The sequence below is a fragment of the Saltatorellus ferox genome (assembly GCA_007751475.1).
Classification (GTDB): domain Bacteria; phylum Planctomycetota; class UBA1135; order UBA1135.
In genome coordinates this window covers 5,008,710-5,035,600 of record CP036434.1, presented here as the reverse complement: position 1 = coordinate 5,035,600, position 26,891 = coordinate 5,008,710, and the positions used below count along the sequence as shown (strand labels likewise).

Annotated in this window: 18 protein-coding genes and 1 riboswitch; of the genes, 6 read left to right on the top strand and 12 right to left on the bottom strand. The window is 67.0% G+C overall.

The features are described from left to right. Positions 1–31 precede the first annotated feature (31 nt). Positions 32–1,579 (bottom strand): L-serine ammonia-lyase, iron-sulfur-dependent, subunit alpha, encoded by a 1,548-nt coding sequence (locus Poly30_RS18030; RefSeq protein ID WP_419190338.1) that lies wholly within the window; start codon positions 1,577–1,579, stop codon positions 32–34. A gap of 39 nt (positions 1,580–1,618) precedes the next feature. Here Poly30_RS18030 and Poly30_RS18025 point away from each other — a divergent pair, with 39 nt between their 5' ends. Next, positions 1,619–2,674 carry a hypothetical protein gene (locus Poly30_RS18025; protein WP_145200303.1) on the top strand — a complete coding sequence of 352 codons (1,056 nt, stop codon included), beginning with the start codon at positions 1,619–1,621 and terminating at the stop codon, positions 2,672–2,674. Between the two features lie 15 nt (positions 2,675–2,689). Here the strand turns inward: Poly30_RS18025 and Poly30_RS18020 are convergent, their stop codons facing one another. Beyond that, entirely contained in the window at positions 2,690–3,352 is a 663-nt protein-coding gene (locus Poly30_RS18020; protein ID WP_419190337.1) for a PEGA domain-containing protein, read from the bottom strand. Between the two features lie 443 nt (positions 3,353–3,795). Here Poly30_RS18020 and Poly30_RS18015 point away from each other — a divergent pair, with 443 nt between their 5' ends. Next, positions 3,796–6,309, top strand: coding sequence for an RNA polymerase sigma factor (locus Poly30_RS18015; protein WP_145200298.1), 2,514 nt, complete (start codon positions 3,796–3,798; stop codon positions 6,307–6,309). Between the two features lie 19 nt (positions 6,310–6,328). Here the strand turns inward: Poly30_RS18015 and Poly30_RS18010 are convergent, their stop codons facing one another. Further along, positions 6,329–6,787 carry a hypothetical protein gene (locus Poly30_RS18010; protein ID WP_145200295.1) on the bottom strand — a complete coding sequence of 153 codons (459 nt, stop codon included), beginning with the start codon at positions 6,785–6,787 and terminating at the stop codon, positions 6,329–6,331. A gap of 60 nt (positions 6,788–6,847) precedes the next feature. Here Poly30_RS18010 and Poly30_RS18005 point away from each other — a divergent pair, with 60 nt between their 5' ends. After that, positions 6,848–7,231 carry a DUF3859 domain-containing protein gene (locus tag Poly30_RS18005; protein ID WP_145200292.1) on the top strand — a complete coding sequence of 128 codons (384 nt, stop codon included), beginning with the start codon at positions 6,848–6,850 and terminating at the stop codon, positions 7,229–7,231. A gap of 8 nt (positions 7,232–7,239) precedes the next feature. Here the strand turns inward: Poly30_RS18005 and Poly30_RS18000 are convergent, their stop codons facing one another. Continuing rightward, positions 7,240–9,507, bottom strand: coding sequence for an RNA polymerase sigma factor (locus Poly30_RS18000; protein ID WP_419190336.1), 2,268 nt, complete (start codon positions 9,505–9,507; stop codon positions 7,240–7,242). An 89-nt stretch (positions 9,508–9,596) separates the two neighbouring features. Between Poly30_RS18000 and Poly30_RS28635 the strand changes: the two genes are divergently transcribed. After that, positions 9,597–9,962, top strand: coding sequence for a hypothetical protein (locus tag Poly30_RS28635; RefSeq protein WP_419190335.1), 366 nt, complete (start codon positions 9,597–9,599; stop codon positions 9,960–9,962). Between the two features lie 43 nt (positions 9,963–10,005). Here the strand turns inward: Poly30_RS28635 and Poly30_RS17995 are convergent, their stop codons facing one another. Both Poly30_RS17995 and Poly30_RS17990 read right to left on the bottom strand, forming a co-directional pair. Then, complete coding sequence (locus Poly30_RS17995; protein ID WP_145200286.1) at positions 10,006–12,639, bottom strand: sigma-70 family RNA polymerase sigma factor; 2,634 nt, start codon at positions 12,637–12,639, stop codon at positions 10,006–10,008. An 85-nt stretch (positions 12,640–12,724) separates the two neighbouring features. Continuing rightward, positions 12,725–14,683 (bottom strand): YgiQ family radical SAM protein, encoded by a 1,959-nt coding sequence (locus Poly30_RS17990; RefSeq protein WP_145200283.1) that lies wholly within the window; start codon positions 14,681–14,683, stop codon positions 12,725–12,727. A gap of 295 nt (positions 14,684–14,978) precedes the next feature. Between Poly30_RS17990 and Poly30_RS17985 the strand changes: the two genes are divergently transcribed. After that, positions 14,979–17,585 carry a sigma-70 family RNA polymerase sigma factor gene (locus Poly30_RS17985; RefSeq protein WP_145200280.1) on the top strand — a complete coding sequence of 869 codons (2,607 nt, stop codon included), beginning with the start codon at positions 14,979–14,981 and terminating at the stop codon, positions 17,583–17,585. A 267-nt stretch (positions 17,586–17,852) separates the two neighbouring features. On the opposite strand, the gene Poly30_RS17980 is transcribed toward Poly30_RS17985, so the two are convergent. The 6 genes from Poly30_RS17980 to Poly30_RS17955 all read right to left on the bottom strand — a co-directional run bounded on the left by Poly30_RS17980 (position 17,853) and on the right by Poly30_RS17955 (position 25,014). Continuing rightward, positions 17,853–19,211 carry a tetratricopeptide repeat protein gene (locus Poly30_RS17980; protein ID WP_145200277.1) on the bottom strand — a complete coding sequence of 453 codons (1,359 nt, stop codon included), beginning with the start codon at positions 19,209–19,211 and terminating at the stop codon, positions 17,853–17,855. Continuing rightward, complete coding sequence (locus Poly30_RS17975) at positions 19,208–20,677, bottom strand: ATP-binding protein (RefSeq protein WP_145200274.1); 1,470 nt, start codon at positions 20,675–20,677, stop codon at positions 19,208–19,210. Before Poly30_RS17975 ends, Poly30_RS17980 begins: the two co-directional genes overlap by 4 nt. 376 nt (positions 20,678–21,053) lie before the next feature. After that, on the bottom strand, positions 21,054–22,067 hold the full coding sequence (locus Poly30_RS17970) for a hypothetical protein (RefSeq protein ID WP_145200271.1): 1,014 nt from the start codon (positions 22,065–22,067) through the stop codon (positions 21,054–21,056). A 26-nt stretch (positions 22,068–22,093) separates the two neighbouring features. Then, positions 22,094–22,894: an alpha/beta fold hydrolase gene (locus Poly30_RS17965; RefSeq protein WP_145200268.1), complete on the bottom strand. Its 801-nt coding sequence runs from the start codon at positions 22,892–22,894 to the stop codon at positions 22,094–22,096. 18 nt (positions 22,895–22,912) lie between these two features. After that, a complete protein-coding gene (locus tag Poly30_RS17960; RefSeq protein ID WP_145200265.1) occupies positions 22,913–23,947 on the bottom strand; it encodes a D-alanine--D-alanine ligase family protein in 1,035 nt (344 codons plus the stop codon). Next, the gene (locus Poly30_RS17955; RefSeq protein WP_145200262.1) at positions 23,944–25,014 is read right to left on the bottom strand and encodes a hypothetical protein; all 1,071 of its coding nucleotides are present in this window, start codon (positions 25,012–25,014) and stop codon (positions 23,944–23,946) included. The genes Poly30_RS17960 and Poly30_RS17955 overlap by 4 nt, the downstream gene beginning before the upstream one ends. 102 nt (positions 25,015–25,116) lie before the next feature. Further along, positions 25,117–25,208, top strand: a riboswitch (TPP riboswitch). On the opposite strand from Poly30_RS17955, the gene thiC reads away from it, so the two are divergent. Next, the gene (thiC, locus tag Poly30_RS17950; protein WP_145200260.1) at positions 25,197–26,864 is read left to right on the top strand and encodes a phosphomethylpyrimidine synthase ThiC; all 1,668 of its coding nucleotides are present in this window, start codon (positions 25,197–25,199) and stop codon (positions 26,862–26,864) included. It overlaps the preceding riboswitch by 12 nt. The last annotated feature ends 27 nt before the right edge of the window (positions 26,865–26,891 follow it).

Sequence of the window (26,891 nt, the reverse complement as noted above, 5' to 3'; positions counted from 1 at the left end):
AGAGACTTTCTGGCCCCGGTCTCGCAGCTCGCTAGCAGCTTCCGCAGCCGCCGCTTCCGCAGAGCTTCGCTTCGATCGCTTTCGACGTCGGCGTGACCGACAGGCCCCCGAGTGCGGTACAGCGAAGCTCTCGCGCCATGTTCTCCGAGATCTCGCGGTGGGCGTCGAGCACCTCGTCCAGCGGGATGAGGTGGTCGTAGCCGGAGAGCGCCATGTTCGCGCTCGCGAGCGCGTTCGCCGCGCCCGCGATGTTGCGGCCGAGGCAAGGCGCCTCGACGCGGTTTCCCACCGGATCGCACACGAGTCCGAGGACGTTCTGGAAGGCGTGGCTGGCGGCCGAGAGCGACTGGGCCGCCGTCCCGCCCGCGAGCTCCACCAGCGCGGCGGCCGCCATGGCGGCGCCTGCGCCGGTCTCGGCCTGGCAGCCGCCGACCTCGGCGGCGAAGCTCGAGCGCGTGGCCGTGAAGACGCCGATGAGGCCGCCGGCGAGCATGGCGCGCAGCGTGGCGTCCTCGGGTGACTGGCGCGCCTCGGCGGCGGCGATGCACGTGCCGGCGAACGTGCCGCAGGAGCCCGCGGTCGGCGCGGCGACGAAGACACCCATGGAACTCTTCACCTCCATCAGCGCGGTGATGTAGAGGATCGCGCGGTTCAGCAGGCCGCCGTCGAGCAGTTCGCCGCGCTCCAGCTTCTCGGCGAACCGATGGCTCTGGCGCGGGAGGATGCGGTCATCGTACTCGGTCCCTGCGAGCCCGGCCGTGACGCCGCCGCGCATGATGCCGAGGAGGTGTCGCATCTGTTCCAGCACGGCCGCTTCGTCGATGTCGCCGCGCGCGCACTCGTACTCCAGCGCGAAGTCAGAGAGCTTCCGCGTCTTCGGGTCGGCGCGCTGGACCATCTCGCCCGCGTGAAGAAACGGGACGGAGAGGTTCGCGCGGGAGAGCACGGGCAGCACCGGCGCGACGCGGCGCACGCGCTGAACCCCCGGGATCGCGGCGATGACCGAATCGGCGAGGGGCTCGCGGCCGGTGAAGACGACGAGCGTGTCGGTCGCGGCGTGCGCGGATTCCAGTGAAGCTGCCACCTGTGATGCGTGCCGGTCTACGTCGAGCAGCGTGACCGTGCAGTCGCCGTGGAGCGAGACCCGCGCGCCGTCGATCTCCACGACCTCGATCATGCCGCCGCCGGTCGAGAGCGCCACGAGCCGCGTCGTGACGCCGTCCTTCTCCAGCGTCAGTCGATAGGTGTTCGGGTGCGGGTCGTTCAGCGTTTCGATGCGCATCTCCAGCTTCACGCCCGCGTCGTCGAGGGCCTGGCGCGAGCGACCGAGCCGCTCGTCGTCGGCGTCCCATCCGAGCAGGCCGCCGAAGAGCCCGATGTCCGAGCCCTGACTGTCGTGGGTCGTGGCCAGGGAGCCCTCGGTGTCGAACTGGATCAGCACCGAGTCGGGCTGGCCGCCGCAGAGGTCGCGAGCGATGCGCGCGATGCGCACGGAGGCGGCGGAGTGCGAGCTGGAGGGCCCGCGCATCACGGGGCCGAGGGCGTCGTTGAAGATGCTGGGCGGAAGCTGTGTGGCCATGGGGGGCATGGTACCTCGGCCACTGGCTACCATGGAGGGATGCAAAATCTCGCGCTGCGCTTCCTCATGGTGGTCTCCGTTTTAGCCCCGTGGGCGCCTGGCTGTTCTGGCGAGCCACAGATCGATGCGAAGAAGGTCGAGGCCGCGCGGTCGGAGCTGCTGGAGCAGGTCAAGGCCGGGAAGGCCCGATGGGGCTGGGGTGGCGATCCAGCGCAGGAAGGCCGGGAGCGAGCCGCGCTGGAAGCGGTCCTCGCGCCCGCGATCGACGCAACCAGCGAGGCCAATGTCGAGGATACCTGGTACGACGAGCCGGGCGGTCATGAAGGCGGTTGGACGACCACGCGGATCATGGAGGCGATCGAGCGGCGCTCCCTCGCACACGGCGTCCACTTGCAGCGAGGCGAGCACGAGGCATTCTTCGAGGGGCTGGAGGCGACTCAGGGACTGGCGGCAACGCTGTTGCTATTGGAGGACAGTCTTCCTTCCATGACGGGCTTCTTCGCGCTGAGGGTGCGCTGGATCGGCGACGAACTCGGTCGCGAAGAGCGCCAGGTTCCCTGGACGCGGGCCGACGCTCTTCGACTGAAGGCTTTTCTGGGCAGTGCCCTGGAGGCGCTGGAGCCGGACGCGCGCCCTCTGCGCTTCACCTTCTGGGATCTGATCGGGACGGGCCTTCAGGAAGAGTCCGCGGAAGGCCCGGAAGCCCAGGCAGCGGCCGTACTTCTCGGCCAGGAGTTTGCCTCGCGGGAAGCGGATCTGATGAGGAAGCTGGAAGGGCTTCTCGACCTCCCCAGCGTCACCGCGATGAAGGCAGCGCGCGCGCTGGCCGAGGGGGAAGACGGGCAGATGCTTGACTACTGGTTCTGGTCGTCCGTGCAAGGCTATCTCCACGCGATGATGTCCGCGCGCAGCGAGATCGAGACGCTGCGGCTGGCCCTGGAGGTTTCCCTGACGGGCGAGCCTGCGACGGCGAAGTCCTCCCACGGTCACGGGATCCGCGCGGAGGTGATGCGGGACTTCGTGGAGGCCCGGGAAGAAAAGCCTGAGGGCGAAGAGGAGTGGAGGGTGCGAGTGCCTCTCGTCCAGGTCCAGTAGGGGCCGGACGCGCCGCTATCGAAGGGCTAGTTCCACGCACGTGATCTCGCCAGCGCGGATCTGAACGGCGGTTTCCGCGGGCTCATATCCGGGAATCTCGGCGCGCAAGGAGTAGTTGCCAGGCGGAACGATGGTGTGAGAAAGGCACTCTGTGCCGGGCAGGACGACACGGTATCGATACGTGAAATCCAGCGCAGGCCCATGGAAGTCGACGCCGTACTTCGTTCCATCCGTCGTTCCCACGAGTTCGACGTGGCCGGCTCCAGGTCCGTGCAGTGCCGCGGCGAACGCGTTGGATGCATGTCTCTCCAGGGAGAGCGCCTCGGCGGTCAGCGGCTCCTCGGGTAGCTCCTGAATGGGAAGGGCCAGTCGCACTCGGCCGCCTTCCAAGAGCACGACCTCGACGTCCAGCTCTTCGTCGGCCGCGAGTTCGAACTCGGTCACGCCAGGACCGTAGGGAGCGAGGAACGGTTGCCAACCGCTGGTACAGAAGGGCACGTTGGGGTCGCTGGTGGCCTGCGCGCGATACCTGCCCGGCGGCAGCGTCGCCCGGAGCCACGGGGTTCTGTGAAACCTGTCTGTGGACGCCGCCAGTTCTCCGTCGGCCACGCGCTCGATCCAGGCACGGTTGTCCCTGCGATAGGGCTCACCATGGGGATCCAGAACCGTGACGGTCACCCAACCTGCCGGGCCCTCGAAGTCCTGCGCCTCCCAATCGGGCGGGCGTTCCTCCTTAGAACTAGGAGCCCTCGACAGATGGAACGGCCACGGACCAGAAGAAGAAGGTGCGGCCTGACCCTGCGCGACGAGCGGGTGAAGCGGCGGCTCGTTCGAGGGGCCGCGCCGGAGTGGCAACGTGCTGGCCTCCTCGGCGCATCCTGCAAGGAGAGCTCCGAGGAAGGCTGAAAGGAGGAGCGCACTCGATCCATCCATGGCACGGGACACAGTCGAGGTCATGAACTCGCTATCCCTTGGGCAGAGCATGGTCACGGCCAAAACCTGGAAGAAGCTCGACCCACGGGAGACGCGGGCGGGATCAGGACGACGGGTGATTTCCTGTGGATTTAGTGAGGTCTCTCCCTGAACTCGAATCACATGATGGGCGAGGTCGCGCCGTCCACATGAGTTCCATCCGTTCAGACGATATCAGCCGGCTCGTTCGCGAGCACGGGCCGTTCATGGAGCGGCTGGCGGGTGCGCTGACGGCCAGCGCAGCGGACGCGGAAGACCTGCTGCATGACACCTGGGTCGAAGCGATACGGCACGGCGTGGGCACGATGCGGAGCGAGCGAGGCTGGCTGACGACGACCATGAGGCGGCGGGCGGGGGCTCTTCGCCGCAAGCTCCGCCCGAATACGGGGCTGCTTGGAAAGGGGGAGGCTGCTGACCTCGAGGCACCCGCAGAGCTGGCGCCAGCTGCGGTCGCGCAACGAATGGAGGCCGAGCGGCTGATCGGGGATGCACTCGGTGCTCTTGAGGAGCCTCATCGCACGGCCATCTACTTGCGCTACCGCAAGGACTGGACGCCGACGCAGATCGCCGCCGAGACGGGCGCCCCCGTGAAGACGGTCAAGACGCAGCTTTACCGGGGGCTCGAACTACTGCGTCGAGACCTCGACGCGATGGTGGCCGCACCCGATGAACGGAATCCCAGGGGCCGATGGATGGCCCTGGTCGCTCCTGTGGGAGCGGGGGCGCGCCGCGTCTCGGCCACCGCGGCCGCAGCTCCCCCCTGGCTCGCTGCATTCGTCATGAAGAAGGTCCTGTTGGCTGCGTCTTTGATTCTGATCCTGGCCTCTGCAGTCTGGCTCGTTAGATCGGAGCAGGTGGTGCCCGCTGGCTCCGAGGTCTCTGTATCCGCTTCGACAGAGCTGAGCGCCCGATCGCACGCTCCAGTCGCCGCCGAGGTGGATCCGCTCGGGCGAGAAGCCGTCGTGGATCGCGTGGGGAATGGCGAGTCGGCGGCACCGCTGCCTCTGGAGTCCGCATCCATCGTGGTGTCGGTCGTGACGCCGGAAGGAGATTCCGCGCGGATGGGGTCCGTGGTGGTCGAGCGCGAGACCGGGGACGGGCTCAGGCAGATACGCCGAATCGAGCCGGTGAACGACGTCGGTGTCGCCCGGTTCGTGGACGTCGTTCCGGGGACCTATGAGATCCTGGACGCGATCACGATGGCGCGCGAGCGAGCGACGGTCGAGCCAGGGGCCGAGGTGGTGGTCACGATCCACCGGCGCAGCGACATGCTCTCCCGCGTTCGTGGTCAGGTGTTGGATCCGGAAGGGCAGTCTGTGCCTGGTGCCACCGTGTGGGGGAGGCGGACCGGTCCACTCCTGCCGGTCGGAGTGACCGACGACGAGGGCCGCTTCGAGGTGCAGGCGCACGAGAATGGAGAGCTCCAGGCGAGCGTTCCGAACCGGCTTCCGTCGGACGCGGTCAGAGTCAGCGCATTGGATGGAGACAGCGTCGATGGGAGAAGCTGCACGCTCGTCCTCGGGGAGACATCCGCTCGTCTTCGCGGCGTCGTCGTCGATATGGCTGGTGATCCAGTAGCAGGCGCGTTGGTCACGGCGGGGCCACTGGAAAGGAGGTGGCTCTCCGAGACGAGCCATTCGGCTCAGCCTGTGACCGTGCTAACGGACGAGATCGGTCGATTCGAATACGGCCAGGGGTTGCCGGAGGGGGATTGGCGCGTGGGGGCGGTCACTCCGGATGGGCGTGGCATGGTCCAGGTGGTTCACTTCGGCAGCGTGGACCTGGAGTTGCGCCTGGTGATTCAGCCTGGCACGACGTTCGAGGGAACGGTGCTGCGCGTCGACGGATCACCGGCTATCGGGGGCTACGTAGCGGTTCGCCCACTGAGGAAGTACCCAGAATTTGGCTTCGGTGTTCTGGGAACGGATCACCACGCCAGAGTGGACGCTGCGGGCCACTATCGACTCGAGGGTGTGCTCGGCTTCGAGCTGGACTTGCTCGCCGGAACGGCCTACGGAGAAGCGCGGCAGCGCAAGAGGGTGCAGGTCTTGTCGCTCGCTCCGGGTGATGTCCGACTGCTGGACTTTCAGCTCAGCGATCAGCCGTTGATCGCGGGCGTCGTCGTCGACAAGGAGGGCCTGCCCATCCCCGATGTCGTGATCAGAGCGCACCGGTCGATCGGCGGTAACTATGGAGATTTCATCGCTACGGACTCCGCGGGACGCTTCCAGCTGACGGCAATGGAATCTCGAGCGGACGGAGCCGATCGGTGGGAGATCAAGGCCGAAGCCCGTTCGCAAGGCGCTACCCAGGTGCTCGGCGAAGTGGTGGGAGTGCGCTTTGGAGCGGAAGATGTCAGGATCGTCGCCACGAGGCCGGTGCCAGAAGACGCTTTCGTCACCGGACGTGTCGTGGTTCTGGGAGAGGAGATTCCAGCCAAGGTGGACTTCGTGATCTGGCGTGAGGAAGACGACTCGCGCAAGACTCGAACGGGCAGTTTCATCGAGGTCGATAGGCGCACCGGAGCCTTCCATCACGGACCCGTGGCTGCAGGCACCTACCGAATCACCGCAGGCCAGGGCGACCTGCAGTTCGGGATCATCGAGGGCATCGTGGTGGGAGCTGGTGAGACCGTCTTGGCGCCCGATCTTGTGATCGATTGATCGCCTGCTCCTGAGCACCTCACATGGTGCCGCCTGCTCGGCGCTTCGCGTCGGCGGCGTTCGCGGCCTCTTCCGCCTCGGCGCGCTCGATGGCCTCGACGGATCGGGTGAAGTCGAAGTGGATGTCGGCCTTGTGCACGCGCGCCCTTGGATTCGCCGCGTCCGATGCGAGTCCTGCGGCTCCGCCGAACAGTACGTTGCCCGCGGCCCAGCGCGAGGTGTCGGGCACGCTCGGGATGACGCGGATGTCGCCAGGGTGATCCTCGTGAGTCGCCGTGAGCTCAACCTCCGTTCCGTTGGGCAGGACGAGCTGGCAAGGGGTCGTTGCCTCAAGCCCCGTCGAGCTCGTCACGACGGCCCCACTCGGCGTCGAGGTGACCTCGATCGTGGAGGTTTCGCCCACCATCATGGAGGCGCAGGAGGTGAGTGAAACGGTCGCGAGCGCGAGCGATGTGGAAAGATAGGGAAGGATCTTCATTCGCAGAAACTAGACCCATCCGCGCGTGGGCGTCAAGCCCTTACCATGGTCGGCCCTTCCATGGCCAAGCGCAGAATCGAAGTCAAGATCAAGACCTACGGCATCCACTCCCACTGGGAGCCGGAAACGAAGGAGCTGCCGCGCGTCAGGGAATTCACCACCCGCGTGCCGGCCTTCGTCGGGATCGAGTTCGGCTTCGTCGCGAACGTGAAGGGCGCGAAGAACCAGAAGCTGACCTACTGCATCGAGCACCCCGGGATCCTCGACGCCGCGGGCCAGCCGCGGCCGCCCTTCGACGGCGTCGTTCACGTGCAGACGCAGGACTGGGACTTCTACCTTGGCGACACGATCTGGGAGCCGGTGGCCGACAAGCTCGGGCCGTGGCGGATGTGGCTGGCGCTGGGCGGCAAGGTGGTGGCCGAGAAGACGTTCGAGCTCTTCTGATCAAGAGCTCAGCGCACGAGCGGCGCCGCGGCCTGGGGCAGCTTGAGGTCGATTCGGTGGGAGCCGGGACCGATCATCGAGTCCACGGACCCCTCGTCGTGTTCAGGGCCCTTGGCCGAGAATGTGGCGGGGCCAGCGGGCATGTGAAGGAGGATGATCCCATCTTCGTCCATACTCGACACCGCGTCTTCCGTGCGAGCCGCGCCGCCGCGGGACCAGCGAAGCGTGGCGTCTCTGACGGGCTCGTCGCTCGTGTCGTCGACGATCCGTACGTGCACGGGGAAGAGCCGGGGGACAACGATCTTCAGTGTCTCTACATCGGTGTGGGGGATCTCGAGCACCGTCTCGTACTGAAAGGGCTCGACCAGGAATCGATAGGGACCGGGCGTCAGCTCGTTGGCGTTCCATGCAAGCGCACCAGAGCGCTCTGACATCGCAGCACGTTCGATGGACTTGACATCGCTGCTCAGGAGCGTGGGGCCGGGGTCCGGGCGAAGGCTCAAGCGTAGGTCCATCTCGCGTTGGTCTGCTGGAACGAGGAGGGAGCCTTGAACACGAACGACTTCTGGCGAGGGGATCCCCGCGATCTCCACGAGAGCCGTGGTCTTCTCGCCGCTCTTCACCCGCACCTGGCATGCGCCCAGCACCGTGCATTCCTCCTGCAGCGTGCCCACCTCGATACGAACCTCGTAGTCTCCTTCTGCAATCCCGCTGAAGCCCTGCCGGCCGCCGTCATTGATGCGGGCGGAGGTTGTCAGTTGCCAGGTCGGCACCTGATAGACCCGGATATGAATCTCGAACAAGGCGCTTCCCAGCGCATCCATGGGGCCCACGGTCTGAACGTCCAGCGAACCCGCTCGCTCGAGGGCGATGAGTGACTCACCGCCGGTCTCATGGTCCACCTGCAAGAAGCCCCAGGCGTGATCGTCCGCCTTCACCCAGTACGACCTCACGCCTCGTTCCCAGGGAAGGCGGATCGGAGAGGCCTTGTCCCTCACGAGGAAGGACGAAGAGTTGTGTGGTCCGGGGCCCCTCGCCTCCGGGCCCGCATGGCTGGGAAGCTTCGGCATGACGTTCACATGTCCAAGGTCCTCGCCGGTCCGAGCATCCACGACCCGCAGTGTGGTCTCCGGCAGAAAGCGACCGTGCAGGACGAGAGGGACATCGGGATCGAACTCGAACTCGGACACCTCCAGCGCGATGGGGCGATTCCCCTCGTCCGTGGAGGCTGTGGCGCTCTCGACGAGAAGCCGTCCCTCGCTCCAACCGTCCAGGGGGAAGCAGCCATTCTGTACGGAGACGGCGACCACCTCGCTCTCACCCGTGGAGCTCAAGGCCCGAAGCCGCAGCTCGCCGCTCTCCCCACGGAGCTCGCCGAGAAGCGGATCGTCGATGATCCATCGACCCTCAAGGTGCTCGTCGGTGGCCTGGGTTTCGACCTCGGGTTCAGGTGCTGGCGTGGCGCTCGCAAGTGCTTCCTCTGGCTCTGAGTCCACCCTTTGTCTTGCAAGCGCCGGCGGCAAGGGAAGCACCAGATCCGGCTCACGTTCCCCTTCGATCTCGATCGGATCCACCGCGACAGAGACCACGGTGTCGCTCGGCGGAACAGGATCACCAGGCCTTGCGAGCCTCCATCCCCACGAGGTCAACGCCACCAGGATCACCACCACGATCGACACATTCTTCATCATCCAGGCTCCAGCGAACATCGTGGCGGGTGTCGTTCCCTTCGCGGGGATCAGCGGAACCAGCGCCGCCATCCACTGCGACGTGTCCCCGCCGTGCTTGCGCTCGAGGCCTTCCCTGAGTCGCTTCAGGCCGCGGTCCAGACGGCCGTTGACGGTGGAAAGCGGGACACCCTCGCGCGCGGCGATCTCGCGTGGGGCGAGCCCATCCACGTGACGAGCGATGAGCGTTCTCCGGAACGGTTCCTCGATGGCCAGCAGGCAGCCGATCAGAATCTCCTGGGCCTCCAGGCGCGCGGCCGTCTCCGCAGCGGCCGGCAGCGCCTCGCTGCGCGACGCGGCCTCTTCTCGAATCCGTCGTCGAGCGCGGTCCCGGCGCTCCCCCGCCGACAGGTTCCGAATGGCGCCCGCGAGCCATGCGCGCGGCGAGGCCATCTTCGCGGATCGCTGCAGCGCCGTGAGCCACGCGTCCTGGACCACGTCCTCGGCCAGGTGAGTGTCGCCGACGAGTCGGCACGCGAGTGCCTGTGCCCAGCGCGTGGACTCGGCCAGATCGGCGAGTTCCTGGTGCCGGCGCTTGGAATCATTCATGGTCATCACGGCACGTCGTCGCCGCCCGGAGATCCGACCCTGGAAAGTGGCGGATTTCGTCGACGCGAGGAAGAGCCTACGATGATGCCATGAACGGAGCAGCCTCCGCGGATCGAGTGACTCGCCGCCGAATCCGACAGCGACGCGCGGCCTTCGTGGTCGCAGCGATCGTGGCGCCGCTGGCCGTCCTGGCCCTCTATAGCTGCCTTCCACTGGTCGGCGTGCCATGGGCTGAACCGTTCGTCGACTTCTACCGGGAGCACTGGCTCAGGTTGGCGTGCTACGGCTTGTTCGCCAACGTCGCTTCGTACCCCGTGGCGTTTTGGGTGCTCGGCGGGGATGACCCTTCGAAGCTCGAGGATCCCGCCAGCCCTGGCGTACTGGCCTGGGTGTCGGCGGGGGCGGCGACCCTTTCCTGGGTGGTCTTGATGGCATTGATGTTGGGCATAGCGTGAGGTCGCGCCGAGTCGCCGCTCGGCCATCCCACGCTGCCTTCGATCAGAATTCGAAGAGTGCTTCCTCTTCGGATTCGTCCAGCTCGAATCGGGTGGTCGAGCTGACCTCAGCGCCGCCCACCATGGCGCGAACGGTGATTCGATAGGTTCCCGGGAGCAGGGTGTCGAACGTGGTGTAGCCAGCGATGAGTGGCCGGACGAGCTGTCCCTCGGCCTTACATTCCTCGATCTCCACCGTGGCGGCGACCGGCGTGTTCGTGCCGCGTAGAACGGCGCGGACGGTGAGGCAGGCGGTGACTTCGCTGCCGAAGTGGACGGTGCGATCCTCGTCGAGGTCCACGACGGTCGAGGCGATCTTCTGGGAAAGTTCGTCCACCCAGGAAACGGTGATAGGCGCTTCGTGGGTCAGTCCGGCAACGCGGATGGGCGACGTTCCATCCGGCAGGATCCAGACTCTCTGCAGTCCTTCACCGAAGCGACCAATCTGGATACCGAGGGGATGCTGGATCGAGGGGACGCGCCATTCGATTGGAACGGGTGCGCTTGCTTCGTCATCGAGTACCGTCGCTGGCTGGAACAGAGTGTGCTCGCTTTCCAGCATGATCTCGGTACCAACGGCAGAAGCGTCGGACTCGAATAGGATGTTCAGGCATGGCGCTCGGGGAACCTCGACGACAATGGCCTCGCCCGGTGGCGCTCCAGCGATTCGACTGGGCGGAATCTGTGCCAGCGAATGAGACTCGCCCTGAACCCAGATGGCCTCTTGCGAATCGACGATCACGGACGCAACGCCATCTGGCCCGGTGCATCCTCTTGATCTTCTTGTGGTGACCGCAGCTCGTACCGGAGTGCTGCTGCCAGCGGAATCGCGCTCGATCACGTGGATCGTCACCTCTTGCGGGCGTGGGATCTCGATGGTCCCGAGGCTGGGTTCCTCCAGCACAGAGGCCATGGAGATCGTCAGGGATGCGGTTTCTTGGGTCGGTTCATCTCTAACGGATAGCACATACTCGCCCCGGTTAACGGCAAAGTTCTTCCCGTCGCGGTAGGCGCCGCGAGTCGTCGCTGAGAAGCTAAAGCTGCCATCGGCATCGATGTTGGCCCTGTATACGCCGTCAACGTAGCCAGGTGAGCGTCGAAAAATGGTGAGCCGACCGCGAAGCGGCGTCTTGTCGTCATCCCATACGAACCGCCCCTCGGCGACGAGGGGTTCTTCCAGTAGCGCAAGCTGCCAGTCCGCTCCCGCCCGAGGATCGAAGCAGTCCTGCGGAACGATGAGGACACTGGCGTTGTCCGCAAGCTCCATGGGGGCTGTCACACTCTTTCCGAGGAGCCAGTCCGGGAGAGTGATTCTCATCGGTCCAGGGGCAGGGGTCTCCGTGATCTTCAGTACGCCGCTGGCGGAGCTCACGAGATCTCTGGCAACTCGCACTGACTGGAGCGGCTTCCAGAAACTCTCGAGTGACCGAAGAGCCAGTCCTTCCATGATCGTTGTCCGGTCGGCCTGTGTCCCGTCGAAGAAGCATGTAGCTCGGTCCAGCGGCTCGTCTCCGAGTATGAGCTGGAGGCTCAGCGTGCGCGCCCGACGGAGCGTGATCAACGTCTCGGAAGTGCCATCGGGCGCGGCCACCGAGGCTTCGACCTCCAGGAAACCTGGAGCGGCGAGCGTGGCCACGCCGCCCATTGCGCTCGGGCGCGGGGCTCGTCCCGAGCTGTCGAATTCGAGCGGTGCGATATCGCGCTCCGAGTCGATCCATACTCCAGCGACCTTCGGGACCGCGTCGCCGCGCTCGTCCACGACTCGAAGGTAGTCGATCGGTGCCGAAGCGTGATCTTCATCGTCCAACAGGCCCTTTCGGTCCCGAGAGCCGTCTGCGAGCGCCAAGACCTCCGCGTCCTTGGCGGCCGCTGGTCGGACCGCCTGGAGTGCCGCTGTCTCTGATCGCGCTATCGTCAGCACCGGCGATAGCTCTCCTGTCCGATGCGGGCCGATCCACCAGGCTGCGGCGGTGAGCAAGACGAGGGCGAGGGCGATGACAGGCTTCCACATGACGGTAAGGGTGGCGAGGGGAACCAGGGTGGCGAAGGCGGGAGTCGAAGCGCTCCAGCGGCCGCTCCCGGCGAAGGCGAGCGCCGGCAGCCACTGACTCCAGCGCGGATCCTCCTCGTTCAATCGCTTCCGCAGTCGAGTCAGCGCGCGCCTCCTGCGCTGGCGCAGGGTTCCTTCCGGAACGCCGGTTCGGCGGGCGAGTTCTGCCGTGTCGAGGCCCTCGAAGAAGTACGCGACGATCGCTTCTCGATCCGCCTCGTCCATCGCATCGATCACGTCCATCAGCTGGCGATGCAGCACCAGCCGGTCCTCCGGAAGGTCCTCCGATTCCGAAGCGGAGCGGTCTTTGAACCAGAGCGCCTCGGAGTCCCTCGCACCTCGCTCGCGCCTCAAGAGCTTCGAAGCGCGGCGTCGCGCCACCGTGCCGAGCCATCCCCGCAGCCGCGGTCCTTCGAGTTCAGGGCGCTGCCGCACGGCGTCGACCCAGACGTCCTGGCTCAGGTCGTCCGCCAGCGCCTCCTCGCGGACGAGCGCTCGGCAGACTCGCCTCAGCCAGCCGAGCTCCGCGATCCACGCGGCTTCGCTGGCCCTTTCGCTGGCCCTCGATGTTCGATGAGGATGGTCCATGCACTCCCGGTGCCGCGGCGGGTTCACCACGGTACAGGAAACGCTGGAAAGGTCATCGAAAGCGGCCTGCCGGCCGACCTCCTCGCTATTCCTCGTACGAACGATCGTTCGGGAACGCCGGGCCCTTCTTCTTGGACTCCAGCCTGCGGCCCTTGTTCTTCGTGGGCCGCTTCTGGTCCTGGGGCTTGCCTTCCTTCTTGATCGCCAGCGCCGCCTTCGGAGGATTCGCCGGGATCAGGCACTGGGGGCCCGAGCCGATGAGGTCGCGGCGCCCCGCCTCGATCAGCGCCTTGTGGACCGTGAAGTAGTTCTCCGGTGCGAAGAACTGCATGAGCGCGCGCTGGACCTTGCGGTCGCGCAGCTTCTTCACGGTGTCGACCGGCTCCATCGTCATCGGGTCGAGGCCCGTGTGGTACATGCACGTGGCGATGTCCATCGGAGCGGGGATGAAGTCCTGGACCTGGCGCGGCTTGTAGCCCGACGCCTTTAGGTACTCCGCCAGCTCGATCATCTCCGCCACGCCCGATCCCGGGTGGGACGCGATGTAGTAGGGGACGAGGTACTGCTCCTTGCCCGCGCGCTCCGAGGCCGCCTGGAAACGCTCGGCGAAGTGGTCGAAGGTGTTCGTCGCCGGCTTCTTCATGTTCGCCAGGACCTTGTCCGAGGCGTGCTCGGGCGCGACCTTCAGGTGCCCGCCGACGTGGTGCCGCGCGAGGTCCTCCAGGTACTCGTCGTCGAAGCGCGCGAGGTCCATGCGAATGCCGCTCGCGATGTGGACCTTCTTGATGCCCGGCGTCTCGCGCGCCTTCTTCATCAGCGACTTCGTCGGGTCGTGGCTCGTGTCCAGGAGCTTGCAGACCGTGGGGTGCACGCAGGACGCGCGCCGGCAGATCGCCTCGACCTCGGGCTTCGTGCACCGCATCCGGTACATGTTCGCTGTCGGCCCGCCGAGGTCCGAGATCGTCCCCTTGAACTGCGGGTCCTTCGCCATCGTCTCGACCTCGCGCAGGATCGACTCCTCGCTGCGGCTCTGGATGGCGTTGCCCTGGTGCATCGTGATCGAGCAGAACGTGCAGCCGCCGAAGCAGCCGCGCATGATCGTCACGGAGTCGCGGATCATCTGATCGGCGGGGATCGGCTTGCGGTACGTCGGGTGGCTCATGCGCGTGTACGGCAGGTCGTACAGGCGGTCGAGCTCCTTCGTCTCGTGGGCCAGGGCGGGCGGATTCACCACGAGCGTCCGGTCGCCGTGCTTCTGGATCAGGCGCGCGCCGTTCTGGGGATTCGTCTCCTGGTGGAGGATCCGGGTCATGGTCGCGAAGGCGATCTTGTCCTCCTTGACCTCCTCGAACGAGGGGAGCTCCAGCGTCTTCGTGACCGGCTTGCCGATGGGCCGCTCGAAGGCATGCTCGGGCAGCTCGTCCTTCTTGCCCAGAAGGTACGCGACGCCCCGGAGGTCGCGGCAGTCGCGGATCGTCTTCCCCTCGGCCAGCCGCCGCGCGATCTCGATGATCTGCGCTTCGCCCATGCCGAAGCCGCAGAGGTCCGCCTTGCTCGTGACCATCATCGAGGGCTTGACCGTCTCCGACCAGTAGTCGAAGTGCGCGATGCGGCGCAATGACGCCTCCACTCCGCCGATGACGACGGGGACGTCCGAGAACGCCTCGCGGCAGCGCTGGGAGTACACCGCCGTCGCCCGGTCCGGCCGCAGGCCAATCTCGCCGCCGGGTGAGTAGGCGTCCTGGTTGCGACGCTTCTTGTTGGCGGTGTAGTGGTTGATCATCGAGTCCATGTTCCCGCCGCTGACGGCGTAGAACAGGCGCGGCTTGCCCATGGCGAGCCAGGCGTCCGCGTTCTTCCAGTCCGGCTGGCAGAGCAGCGCGACCTTGTAGCCCTCGGCCTGGAGGACCCGGCCGAGGAGGGCGTTGGCGAACGACGGGTGATCGACGTAGGCGTCCCCCGAGACGAAGACGATGTCAGGCTGGTCCCAACCGAGCGCCTGGATCTCGGACGGGGAGATCGGTAGGAAATCGAGGTGGGTCATGGCGGGGGATTGTCGTCCGCGCCTCGGCCCGGCACAACCCGCGTATGGGGTCTCCGCTCAGACGGATCGCCTGGCGCGCACGAAGGGCTCGGCCGCCGCCTCCGCTTCTTTGGTCGCATGGGCGGGAGGCAAGGACTGGACGAGACGCGGGGATTCGACTCTGGTCCCAGCGCCCCGCCGTTTCATCCTGGCTGCAGCGCTTCTGGCCCGCAGATTCTGCTGAAGATTCTTTTTCCGTAGGTTCTGCCATCAGTCGCGGTAGCGCGGGCGTCCTTCCCAGGAGCCCATCCCCTCCATGCCGAATCCACGTCCTGATCCCGACGCCCTGCTGGCCTTTGCGCCCGGCCTCCAGAGCCTGGCCGCGAGCCTCGTGGGCCCGGAACACGCCGAGGATCTTCTCCAGGACACCTGGGTTCGGGCGCTGGAGCGGCCGCCGGCCGCTCAGCAGCCGCTGGGGCCCTGGCTGGTACGCGTTCTCTCCAACCTGGCCATCAGCTCCCACCGAAGGCGCGCGAGGCAGGAGGACCAGCAGTGGATCCTGCTGGAGGCCTCGGTCGATACGCTGCGGTGTCCTTCTCCAGAGGAACGAAGCGTCGAGTTCGAAGCCGCCGAGCGGCTGATGCGCGCGGTCGACAAGCTCGACGATCTGCCCCGGACCATCATCTCCCTTCGCTACCTGCGCGGGCTGCCCTCCGGTCGCATCGGCACGCTTCTGGACCTGCCCGCGTCCACCGTTCGCTGGCATCTTCAAAACGCCATCGCAGCGATGCGGGTCTCCTTGGCGAAAGAGGCGCGTGATCATTCGGAGGGCTGGGTCGCTTGCCTCCTGCCGCTCGTCCGCTTGGCCGATCGCTCCTCTCGCGCCAAGGCCGGAGCGAGCGCAGCGATCTGGCCAGCGATGGGACCGGTGATCCTCGCTTCCGTCATGGCCTCGCTCATCGGCATTCTGGCAAGCGTGTTCAGCGGACGACCCGCACCGGAAGCCCTGGCGCGACTGAGCGGAGGTCCTCTCGCGCAGAACCGGGCGGGGCCAAGCCAGGAGGTGAAACCCATCGAGGGCGCGTCGCTCGCGGCGATCAGTCCACTGGCTTCTTCCCGTGAGATCGCCCTCGCACCCGAGGGATTCCGTGGGGAGGCTGCGGTGCCCTTGGCTCCCGGGGGCAGCTCCGATGCCCATGCCTGGACGGTCCCTGGCTGGAACGACCCGGATCCCGAAGTCGTGGAACTGCAGATCTGCTTCCGTATCACGGATCCAGATCACGCGCCGCTCTCAGGTGCCGAAGTGTCGTTCCGCGGTGCTCGCGGCGGTGTTTCCGTTTCGGACGCGGACGGCCGGCTCGAGCTTCGCCTGCGGGCTCCTCGCTCTGCGCTGGGACTCGCCGATGGAGACGGCGCGATCCAGCTGGAAGCGCCCGGGTACGCTTCGCGGCGGATGACGTTGCCCCACTGGCTGGGGTCGGACATGGCGCTGGGGAACTGGACGCTCGTCAAGTCGCGCAGCCTCGGCGGCGTGGTCGTGGATGCCGATGGCCAGCCCATCCCCGGCGCATCCTTGCGCTCCGGACAGGTGGGGGACCCACTGGGTCCGGTGTCCGCGACGACCGACGGCAAGGGCTGTTTCACGCTCGACGACGTCGCTCGGAGCGAGGTGAACGTGGCGGCGCACGCGGATGGCTTCGTCTCCGGGTCGATACGCGTCGAGGCGGACGATACGGGTGATCTGAAGCTTCGTCTCGAACGCGAGGTGGACGTCCCGACGCTCGCCGTTCTCGTCCTGGACCCGGCTGGTTCGTCCGTGCCTCACGCCATCGTCTCGCTGTGTGGCCCGGGGGAGGAACAGCGCTTCTTCCTCGCCGACAAGAACGGTGAGCTGCGCGTACCACTGCCCGGATGGACGCAGTCAGCGGGCTCCGTGGGCGATGTGATCGCCCACGACGCGGTGCTCGAATTCGCCCCCGCGTTCCATGCCTCGCTCTCCCTCGATGGCCAGCGGCGAACCCTGCAGCTCGACGTCGGGCGCGCGATGACGTTCTGCGTCGAGGGCCCTGGCGGCGCGCCTGTGGATGGATTCCAGTGGTTTCAGCCCGAGTCGATCCAGCATCCCTCCCGGATCGTTCGGAGCGGCGAGGTCACCGGTTCGCATGAGCTGGTGATGGCCATCGCCGCTGGAGATTCCGCTGGCCATTCCGAGTCGGGCCTCATCGTATTCGCGGAGGGCTTCGCGCCCGAGAGGCTCGCGTTCTGCGACGTGAAACCGAAAAGCGCACGGGTCAAGGTCGCTCTGTGCCCTCTGGAGATGATGGACGTTCAGGTACTTCATGGTGGCAAGCCCGTGCCGAACGCCACCGTCGCCATCGTGCGGACGAACGCATCGCCGACGGGACTGGCGCAACCAGCGACGGAAGCGAAGCGACCGCAGGAGAGAACGCTGACGACGGACGAGCAGGGGCGCTTCTCCGTGCCTCGAACGGCCTTCCTCGCGTTCACGCTGCGGATCTCCGCGGACGGTCTCGCGCCCTGGCTCTACCAGCATCCAGGGCTCGGCCTACCTATCGATCTGGACACCGTGCAGATGAAGCCCGGTGGAACGCTCGTGGGCGTCGCTCCGCGCCGGAGCGAAGGCGAGGAAGCGTCCGGGAAGCCGACGCTCCTCACGCTGGTGGCCACGAACGCGGCGGGGGAGTCGCAGCAGGTGGACGTGACCCCCGGCTCGACCTTTCAGCTCTACGGGCTCTCGGCTGGCCGATGGATTCTACGGTGGCCGTCTGGCAGCGCGGCCGTCGGCAGGTCCGAGCCGTCGCCAGAAGAGATCGAGGTGGAGATCTTCGCGGATCGTCTGTCGTTCATCGGCGACGGCGCGTCGCACCCCTGGGGCCCCTCCTCCTCCGCGCTCTGGAAATAGCCGCGATTCCGCCGACACCTCGGCGCCGCCGGGCGTTCTTCCTGACAGACGTCGAAGTCGTCCACTGGGGCACGACCAGTATGGGCGCCTACCGATGCGCTCGCGTCACCAGAAATCAGGTGCGCGATCGCAGAGGGGGCGTGGCCACTCTTGGAAGGAGGGGTCGGGTCCGGGACACAGGTACGCTTTGGCAGCTACAGAGAAGGGGCGGGGAGCACGGGCTCTCCGCCCATTGTTCCTGCTTTCCGACTCCCTACCATGGGCTCCCTACCTCGGACGTCGTCGCTGACCGCGGCCGCCGCGGCGCTCGGGCACGAGACCGAGGAACGGCATCACCCACGATGAGCCTACCGAGATCACGATCGAGACGAGGCTGAGCTGGCTCGCCCGCGACAGCGAAAGCCGCATGCGCGCACCCAGCGCTTCGATCTCGTCGGCGGGGCCGGTGAGGCCGAGGTCCCAGTCGATCACGCTCATCGCGTGCAGCTGGAGCGCGAAGCTCCCGCCCGCGAGCAGCAGCGCCGCGATGGCGATGGCGAGGCCCATGCCGCGCGCTTTCGCGTTGTCGAGCTCGGCCCATGCGGCCATCGGGATCGCCGCGAATGCGAAGACACCTGCGCTCCACTCCATGCCCGGAAGCCCGAGGGTGATCCGCGCAGCCAGCGCTGCCAGCGCGAGCACGAGGCAGGTGATCACCCCGAGGCTCGCGGCCTTTTCACGCCCGGTGAGAATCGGCCGCAGGTCGCCACGCGCGAAGAGCAGCACGTCGAAGAGCGCGCCCGCGGCCCAGCTCATCCATACGAGCGACGCGTAGGCGATGATGACGAGCGTGCCCACGGTGCTGTCCGGGCCGAGCGAACGACGGACCACGTTCACGAGGATCATCAGGCCGAAGACGAGCCCGATGCCGAATCGACTCGACAGCTTGCTGCAAAAGAGCTGCCACGCGATGATCGGTCGATAGAGCGGCACGCGCCCCTTCAGCGCGGTCGCCAGCCCGACGCGCGACTCCTCGTCGGTGGGATCGAGCCGCAGCGACTCGCGGAACGACGCGATCGCGTCGTCGTAGCGCCCATTTGCCAGCGACGCGAATCCGAGGTTCTGGTGGGTCCACGCATTGTCGGGATCCTCCGCGAGGCTGGCGCGCAGCGCGCTCGTCGCCTCGTCGACGTCACCGAGCTGGCGCAGGCAGAGCGCGCGGAGGTTCGTGCACTGGGCGTGCTCGGCGGAGAGCGCGAGCCCGCGCTCGGCGGCGGCGAGCCCCTCGCGCCACTGGCTCAAGCTCGCGTGGCACGCCGCGACCATCGCGTGGTGGTTCTCGTTCTCGGGGTCGATGGCCACGGCCTCTTCGGCCGCCGCCAGCGCGGGGCGTTTCTTGCCCCAGCGGAGCAGTACCTGGGCCGTGACGTGGTGGGGGAACGCCCAGTCGGGATCCTCGCCGCTCGCGCGCTGCGCGGACTCCAGGGCTTCGGGGAACTCCTCCAGATCCGCGAGCGCGAGCGCACGGAGCGCATGGGCTTCCGCGTCGCTCGGATTCTCGGCGAGCGCGCGGCCCAGCGGCTCGAGCGCTTCCTGCATGCGTCCGCTGCCCATGAGCAGCCTGGCCCGCGTGATCGCGTCGCTCAACTCTGGTCTCGCCTGGGACGCAGCCCCATGTACGCGGCCACGTCGTCGTAGCTCCCGCCCTCGTTGGCGAACAGCACGTGGTTCTTCGCCGTCGCGAACCACTCGGAGGTCGTCGCAGAGAGGCGCTTCGCCGCCGCCAGCAGGTCCTTCTCGGTGATCGGCCCCGGCTTTCCGGTCTTCAGCGCCTCGCGCAGCTTCCCTTCGATGCAGAGGTCGACGAGCCCCTTGAGATCCGCGCCGGAGAACCTGTCGGTCTTCTTCGCGATCTTGCCGAGGTCGATCGAGTCCTTGGGCTTGTCGCGGAGCAGCACCTCCAGGATCGACACGCGCGCCGCGAGGTCCGGGGGCGGCACGAAGATCATCCGATCGAAGCGACCCGGGCGCCGGAACGCGGCGTCCAGGTGCCAGGGCGCATTGGTGGCTGCGAGGATCAGGAGCCCCTCGTTCCCGTCCTCCACGCCGTCCAGTTCGGACAGGAACTGGTTGATGATCTGTCGGCCCGCGTTGTTCGCCGCGCTCGCGCGCTTGCCGCCCAGCGCGTCGACCTCGTCGAAGAAGAGCACGCAGGGCGCGCGCCGCCGCGCTTCGTCGAAGATCCGGCGCAGGTTGCGCTCGGACGACCCGATCCATAGCTCCAGCACCTGATGGATGCCGACGCTCATGAAGGCGGCCTTCGCCTCCCCTGCGGTCGCGCGCGCGAGGTGCGTCTTGCCGCAGCCCGGCGGACCGTACATCAGGACGCCACCGCCGACCTTCTTGCCGTAGGCGGCAAAGAGTTCAGGATGCGCGAGCGGCTGGATCACCTTGATGGAGATCTCCTCCTTGACGTCGTCCATACCGCCGACGTCGTCGAAGGCGATCTTCGGGCGCTCGAAGTCCGCGTCCGTGATTCGATCCTTGTCGTCCTTGGGGTCGGGGGCGGAGGATCGCAGCGCGTGCCTGAAGTCCGGCTCGTCGTCCATGGGATCCCAGCCGTCCTCATCGTCATCGTCGTCGCCGTCCTCATCCAGGTCGTCGTCATCTCGGTCGTCCTCGTCCGGATCGCTCGGGCGAAGCCCGAGCTGGCGCGCGACCTCCGAGTCGCGCAGCGACCGGTCCAGCTTGCAGGCGCGATCGAAGGCAATCCTGGCCGCCTTGGGGTCCTTCTCGGCGAGTCGGATCCGGGCGAGTAGGAGAAACGCTGCCGCCGGAGCACTGTCCCGCTTCGTCACGAGTTCCGCGAGAACGTCGGCGTGGCTGAGCTTGCCCTGGGCCAGATACGTCGCCGCGAGCGCAAGTCGGATGACATCGCCCGCAGGGTCGGCCGGCTCCAGGGCGCCGAGGACCTGGCGAAACTCACCCTCGGCTTCGGCATGCCTGCCGAGCTTCGCCAGCGTCTCGGCCAGATGCCGCCGAAGGGGAACGTTGTCGGGCGAGACGCGGAGGGCGTCGCGCAGGGGCGTGGTGGGGTCGTCGGCTTCCGTCATGGGCGGCGCCACGATACCGCACTGCAGGCAGGAAAGGGACAGGGCCCGCAGCGCAGGAGCGGGGGGGGACGCTCCAGGCAGCGGCGGGCCCTTCGGGGGAAGCGGTGCAGAGTCCGATGGGGCTCGACCTGTCGACGCCGCACGGTCGCGGACGACCACGTCGGAGGGAGCACTTCTGGTCTCGGATTCAGGTATTGGCAGGCACATCTCTGCGCCGCTTCCATCGGGACACCGCAGGGGGGACCGCTGGTCCGACATGAATTTCGGACTTTTCGCCGGCATCTCGGTCTTCCGACTGCAGGCCCGAGGCCTGTTTCGGTGCCAGAGGCTCAAGTGCAGAGGCTCAAGTGCAGAGGCTCGAGTCCGGCCAGGGCCACTACTCCCGGCCGCCCATCGTGGTCTTCGAGCGAGGCTTGATCTCCAGCAGGCTTTCGATCGCCTTGGGCGCGAGGTGCTCCGTCCGCGGAGCATGCGCCCCGACCAGCTTGAGCCGAAGGACTTCGTCGGGGCGATGGGGGGCATAACCCGTCACCTCGACGACTCCAGCGGCGAGCTTCAGGGCTCCCCCCGGCTCGACGACGGTGACCTCACCGACGAAGGCCTGCGTCTCGCCCGCCGTGATCTCCACGGGAACACGCCACCCCGGGCCGAAGGGCGTGCTGCAAGGCTCGGCGCTCAGCGCATCCGGCCGCAGCGCCACGAGCGCGTCGTCGTCCTTGCCCAGCCAGCCGGACGGCCACTGCATCACGTCCGACATCAGCGAGCGCAGCGCGCTGGATCGCTGCACCGTGAAGGAAGCGCCGAAGCCCGCGAGGAAGCCGCCGATGTACGCGTCGCCGATCGTCTCGACGTCCGACGCGCGCTGGAACTCCTCGAGGTCCATCGGCCCGAGGACCTCGCACGCGCGGAAGAGGGAGTCGTCCGTGAAGGCGAGCGGCAGGAGCAGGAGAGCGTCGTCGGTCTCCTTTCCGCGCCGGGCGACGTTGATGCGCCCGCTGTAGACCCGTGCTCCCTTCACCATGGCCGCCTGGCGATTCCCCGGCGACGTCAGGGTCACCGAAGCCCATGAATCCACGCTCTGCACGGGCCGTTCAGGGCCCTGGAATCGGATCTCCCAGACGTCTCCGTCGCCCGCGGGGTCCCGCGCGCCGCGCGTCAGTTCGTAGCGCAGGAAGGACTTGACGAGCAGCGGTCCCTGGAGCGTCGTCGGCAGCGTCACCGGCGCGGAGGCGTCGACCACCTCGGCGGGCGCGGGGCGGGAGAGGTCGTGGACGCGCGGGCGCCAGTCGGACTCCTCGACGCGGATCGGGCTGGCGCAGCCAGCGACGGCGAGGGTGACGACGAGGGTGACGGCGTGGGCGGCCGGGAGAAGGCTTCGGTGGGTTCCCATGGGCCGCACGGTAGCAAGTCGTACGCCTATTTCGCGGACCGAAAGAGTTCCTCCAGCCGTTCGACCCAGGGCTCCTCCGCCAGCGGCAACACGATGTGATTGGCCCCCTCCAGCGTCGTCAATTGTGCGTTCGGGAGCCCGTCCGCCAGCACCTGCATGGTGGCCGTCGAAGGCACGACGGCGTCGTCGCTGGAGCAAAACAGCTCGCAGCGTGCCGTCACCTCTCCCAGTCGATCCCGAAGGTCCAGCTCGGGGATCGCCCGCATGCGCTCCGCGTAGCCGCCGCGCGCGAATCCGGGGATCGCCTGGCGGAAGAGCTCTTCCGCCTCGGCGTCCTTCCGGGGCCGGAAGAAGAGCTTTGCGGCGAGGCTGATCCGTCCGAGCTGGAGGAGCTTCTTCGGGGTGAAGGGCACGAGCGCAGCGCCCAGCCGGATGCGAATGCGGCGCGGGTAGAAGCAGAACGTGTTGACGAGCATCAGGCCGACGACGCGATCGGGATGACGTAGCGCAAGCTGGAGCGCGACCCCGCCGCCGAACGACTCGGCGAGGATGACGGCGCGCGGAACGCCCGCTTCGTCGAGGCATTCAGCGATGGTGTCCGCCAGCCGCTCGTAGAGCGGGGCGCCACCTGGCCGTTCGTCGGAAGGGGGCTCCGGGTCGTAGCGCACGCGCAGGAGCCGGAAGCGCGCCTCGAGCCGCTTCGAGGTCCCGAGGAGCAGCTCGCCCGTTCCGTCGATGCCGGGGACGTACACGATGGTCTCCCGCCGGGGCGCTCCTTCGGAGAGCGTCGCGCCCGGGCCACTGTCGTGAAGAAGGATCGCTTTCATACTTCCGTCGACGCTGCGTCAGCCCTTCCAGGGAGCGTCGTAGCGAAGGCCGAGGTTCACGATCTTTTGAACCAGGTCGTCGTACGTGTAGCCAACCTTCTCGAAGCTCTCCGCGAAGTCCTCGCCGAAGCAGAGGTCCGGGTTCGGGTTCGCCTCCAGGACCCAAACCCGGCCGTCGCTTCCCATGCGCATGTCGATACGGGTGTACCCCGAGAGGCCGAGCGCCTTGTGGATCCGGCGCGCCGTGCGCCGGATCTCGTCGGCCTTCGCCGGATCGAGTTCGAGGGCGGGTCCCGTGCGCAAACCGATCTTCTTCTGGTAGGCGTGGTCCCACTTCACGCGGCTGGTCGTGATGTTCGCGACGCCGGAGGGCAGCTCGTCCATGAAGATCTCCCAGACCGGGGAGATCTCGATCCGGTTGTTGCCCATGATCGCGATCGTGAGTTCGCGTCCCTCGATGTACTCCTCGCAGAGGGTGCCGGTGCCGACCTGCTCGTGGATGTACGTGACGCGGCTCTGGAGCTGGTCGCGGTCATGGACGATCGACGCCTGGCTGATGCCCGTCGAGGCGTGCTCGCTGCGCGATTTGACGAACAGCGGCCAGTTCAGGTTCTTCGGCAGGTTCTTGATCTTCCCGCCCCGGGGGACGGTGAAGAATCGCGGAGCGCGGATGCGGTGATACGCGAGGACCTTCTTGCAGAGCGCCTTGTCGTTCGCGACGAGGAGCCCGCGGGGATTGCAGCCCGTGTAGTGCTGCTTCTGCAGCTCCAGCCACGCCACCACGGCCGAGTCGTAGATCCCCGCGTCGTGGAAGTGCATGAGCAGGTTGAAGGCGATGTGCGGCTTCTCTCCCTTGAGCACGCGGCGAATCGGCGCGAGCTCGTCCTCGACGCCGACCTGGATCACCTCGTGGCCGAGGTTGTGGAGCGACGTGCAGACGTCGTACTCCATCTTGTACTTGTTGGCCGCCTGCTCATCGATGCCCTCCAGCGACTCCGGCGGCAGCAGGTCCTGATGCATGAGCACCGCGATCCGAAGCTTGCGTTGACTCATCGCTGGTACCGATTGTGGCCGCCGTACAGGAACTGGGAGGTGAGAGAAGTGAGCAGGATCGCCGTATCGATGAGCGCGCCCTCGGTGTCCGCGTGCCGTCGCTTGCCGCGCATCGCGATCTCGGGGACGCGCAGGTCGCGCAGCTTGGCGCGCGTGATCATCTCGCGAACGACGTGGTCGACGAGGTAGCGGTGCTGGCCGGTGCCGGAGGCGACGCGGCGGACCAGCTTCTCGCGGTGCTGGCGGAGGAACGATGTCAGCTTCGGAGCGCCCTCCGGGGCGGTCTGCGCATCGGGGAACATGCGGCTGAGCTGGCCGTCGAAGGCGGGCGTCCCTTCGTCCTGGTAGATCCGCTTCTTTTGCTCGTAGTAAGAACGCAGGGTCATCCGAACGCGGCCCGCCGGCTCCTCCTTGCGTCGCGTGGTGAGCCGCGGCGGCGTGCCCGAGATCTCCTTCATCAGGCGATCCACGTAGTCCAGCTTTTGGAGCGCAGGCCAGCCCTCGTATCTCGTGCGCCAGCGCGAACCCGGCCTGAGCCAAACGGCAAAGGTCTCGGCGAAATCCTCCAGTGGGTGGCTCTGGGAGTACCAGTAGTCGAGGTGCAGCACGTACTCACGGCTCGTCGGATCCGGCGTGTACGAGGACCGGTAGGGGACACCCGCCGGGCCGAAGGTCTCGCGCCAGTCCTTGCGGCGGCGCAGCCCGTAGGCGTTGTCGAGCGCGTGGGCGGCCTCGTGTCGCATGAGCTTCATGCACTCTTCCGTCGTCCCTCCCTCGACCTCGAGCATCTGGCTGCGCTCCAGCCGGATCAGCCGCGGGTGGGCGAGATAGAACGGAATCGCGAAGCCGGAGGTGTCGTCAGGGGCGAACCAGTCGGTCGAGAGCCAGGCGTAGGGACGGAAATCGAGGCCGCGGCGCTCGAACTCCGCGTGCAACGCCTCGACGCGCGGCGCGAGCGTCGAATCCTCGAGAGTCACGCCAAGATCGGCGATGCGTACGTCCAGGAGTTGTTCTCGCGGCAGGTCGACCCAGGAGGTCGACCGCCTGGCTCGGGGCGTGGAAGGCATGTCGCCAGGGTACAGAACGGGCGAGCGATCCCGAAATCTGCAGCGCCATGGGCGACGTGAGTCCGGGGGCGAGGCGGATCCCTGCTATACTCGTCGGCTCGAAACCACCGTCGGGGGCGGCGCGCTGCGCCTGAGAAGTACCCCTTGAACCTGATCCGGTTCGTACCGGCGTAGGAAGACCCATGATTGAACCTGTACTGCCCCAGAGCGGCGCCCAGAGCGGCACCGCGGCCGATGATCGCCTCGAGCCCTTCGAGGAGAGCTTTCCGAGCTCCCACAAGGTCCATGACACGGTGGTCTGGAACGGCCACACGCTGCACGTGCCGAAGCGGCGTATTCACCTCTCCAACGACGACGCCCCCGTGGACGTCTACGACACGTCCGGCCCCCAGGGCTGCGACGTTCGCGAGGGCGTGCCGAAGCCCCGCGCCGAATGGATCAAGGCGCGCCTTGCGACCGCGGACGGGAACCTCTCCCAGATGCACTACGCGAAGCAGGGCGTGATCACCGAGGAGATGGCCTTCGTCGCCTCGCGTGAGAACGTCGAGCCCGAGTTCGTGCGCGACGAGATCGCTCGCGGTCGCGCGGTTCTGCCCGCGAACGTGAACCACCCCGAGATCGAGCCGATGATCATCGGCACGAACTTCCTGGTGAAGATCAACGCGAACATCGGCAACTCCGCCGTGACGAGCAGCATCGAGGAAGAGGTCGAGAAGCTCCAGCGGAGCATCCGCTGGGGGGCCGACACGGTCATGGACCTGTCGACCGGCGACAACATCCACGCGACGCGCGAGCACATCATCCGCAACAGCCCGGTGCCGATCGGCACGGTGCCGATCTATCAGTGCCTCGAGAAGGTGAACGGCAAGATCGAGGACCTGACCATCGACCTCTTCCTCGACACGCTGGTCGAGCAGGCCGAGCAGGGCGTCGACTACTTCACGATCCACGCGGGCGTGCTGCTCCGCTACGTGCCGATGACCGCGAAGCGCCTGACGGGCATCGTCAGCCGCGGCGGCTCGATCATGGCGAAGTGGTGCCTCGCGCATCACCAGGAGAACTTCCTCTACACGCACTTCGAGCGGATCTGCGAGGTCATGAAGAAGTACGACGTCAGCTTCAGCCTGGGGGACGGCCTGCGTCCTGGCTGCATCGCGGACGCGAACGACGAAGCCCAGTTCGGCGAGCTGGAGACCCTCGGCGAGCTGACGAAGATCGCGTGGAAGCACGATGTCCAGGTGATGATCGAGGGACCCGGCCACGTGCCGATGAACAAGATCAAGGAGAACATGGACAAGCAGCTGGAGGTCTGTCACGAGGCGCCTTTCTACACGCTGGGCCCGCTCACGACCGACATCGCTCCGGGCTACGATCACATCACGAGCGCGATCGGCGCGGCGATGATCGGCTGGTTCGGAACGGCGATGCTGTGCTACGTGACGCCGAAGGAGCACCTCGGACTGCCGAACGCGAAGGACGTCAAGGACGGCGTGATCGCCTACAAGATCGCGGCGCACGCGGCGGACCTCGCGAAGGGACACAAGGGCGCCCAGGCGTGGGACGACGCGCTCAGCAAGGCGCGCTTCGAGTTCCGCTGGCAGGACCAGTTCAACCTGGCTCTGGACCCGGTGACGGCGCGCGCTTATCACGACGAAACGTTGCCGGCCGAGGGCGCCAAAGTGGCCCACTTCTGCTCGATGTGCGGCCCGCACTTCTGCTCGATGAAGATCACCGAGGACGTGCGGAAGTTCGCGAAGGAGAACGACCTGGAGACCGCGGAGGCTCTGGAGCGCGGCATGAAGGAAAAGGCCCAGGAGTTCACGAAGAAGGGCGGCGAGATCTACTCGTAGTATCCGTCCGGACTGAACGGTCGACGA

Excerpts from the sequence above, each read along its gene's own strand:
- Poly30_RS18030 (WP_419190338.1), bottom strand. The coding sequence starts at position 1,579 with ATGGCCACACAGCTTCCGCCCAGCATCTTCAACGACGCCCTCGGCCCC.
- Poly30_RS18025 (WP_145200303.1), top strand. The coding sequence starts at position 1,619 with ATGCAAAATCTCGCGCTGCGCTTCCTCATGGTGGTCTCCGTTTTAGCC.
- Poly30_RS18015 (WP_145200298.1), top strand. The coding sequence starts at position 3,796 with ATGAGTTCCATCCGTTCAGACGATATCAGCCGGCTCGTTCGCGAGCAC.
- Poly30_RS18010 (WP_145200295.1), bottom strand. The coding sequence starts at position 6,787 with ATGAAGATCCTTCCCTATCTTTCCACATCGCTCGCGCTCGCGACCGTT.
- Poly30_RS18005 (WP_145200292.1), top strand. The coding sequence starts at position 6,848 with ATGGCCAAGCGCAGAATCGAAGTCAAGATCAAGACCTACGGCATCCAC.
- Poly30_RS18000 (WP_419190336.1), bottom strand. The coding sequence starts at position 9,507 with ATGAATGATTCCAAGCGCCGGCACCAGGAACTCGCCGATCTGGCCGAG.
- Poly30_RS28635 (WP_419190335.1), top strand. The coding sequence starts at position 9,597 with ATGAACGGAGCAGCCTCCGCGGATCGAGTGACTCGCCGCCGAATCCGA.
- Poly30_RS17995 (WP_145200286.1), bottom strand. The coding sequence starts at position 12,639 with ATGGACCATCCTCATCGAACATCGAGGGCCAGCGAAAGGGCCAGCGAA.
- Poly30_RS17990 (WP_145200283.1), bottom strand. The coding sequence starts at position 14,683 with ATGACCCACCTCGATTTCCTACCGATCTCCCCGTCCGAGATCCAGGCG.
- Poly30_RS17985 (WP_145200280.1), top strand. The coding sequence starts at position 14,979 with ATGCCGAATCCACGTCCTGATCCCGACGCCCTGCTGGCCTTTGCGCCC.
- Poly30_RS17975 (WP_145200274.1), bottom strand. The coding sequence starts at position 20,677 with ATGACGGAAGCCGACGACCCCACCACGCCCCTGCGCGACGCCCTCCGC.
- Poly30_RS17970 (WP_145200271.1), bottom strand. The coding sequence starts at position 22,067 with ATGGGAACCCACCGAAGCCTTCTCCCGGCCGCCCACGCCGTCACCCTC.
- Poly30_RS17965 (WP_145200268.1), bottom strand. The coding sequence starts at position 22,894 with ATGAAAGCGATCCTTCTTCACGACAGTGGCCCGGGCGCGACGCTCTCC.
- Poly30_RS17960 (WP_145200265.1), bottom strand. The coding sequence starts at position 23,947 with ATGAGTCAACGCAAGCTTCGGATCGCGGTGCTCATGCATCAGGACCTG.
- Poly30_RS17955 (WP_145200262.1), bottom strand. The coding sequence starts at position 25,014 with ATGCCTTCCACGCCCCGAGCCAGGCGGTCGACCTCCTGGGTCGACCTG.
- thiC (WP_145200260.1), top strand. The coding sequence starts at position 25,197 with ATGATTGAACCTGTACTGCCCCAGAGCGGCGCCCAGAGCGGCACCGCG.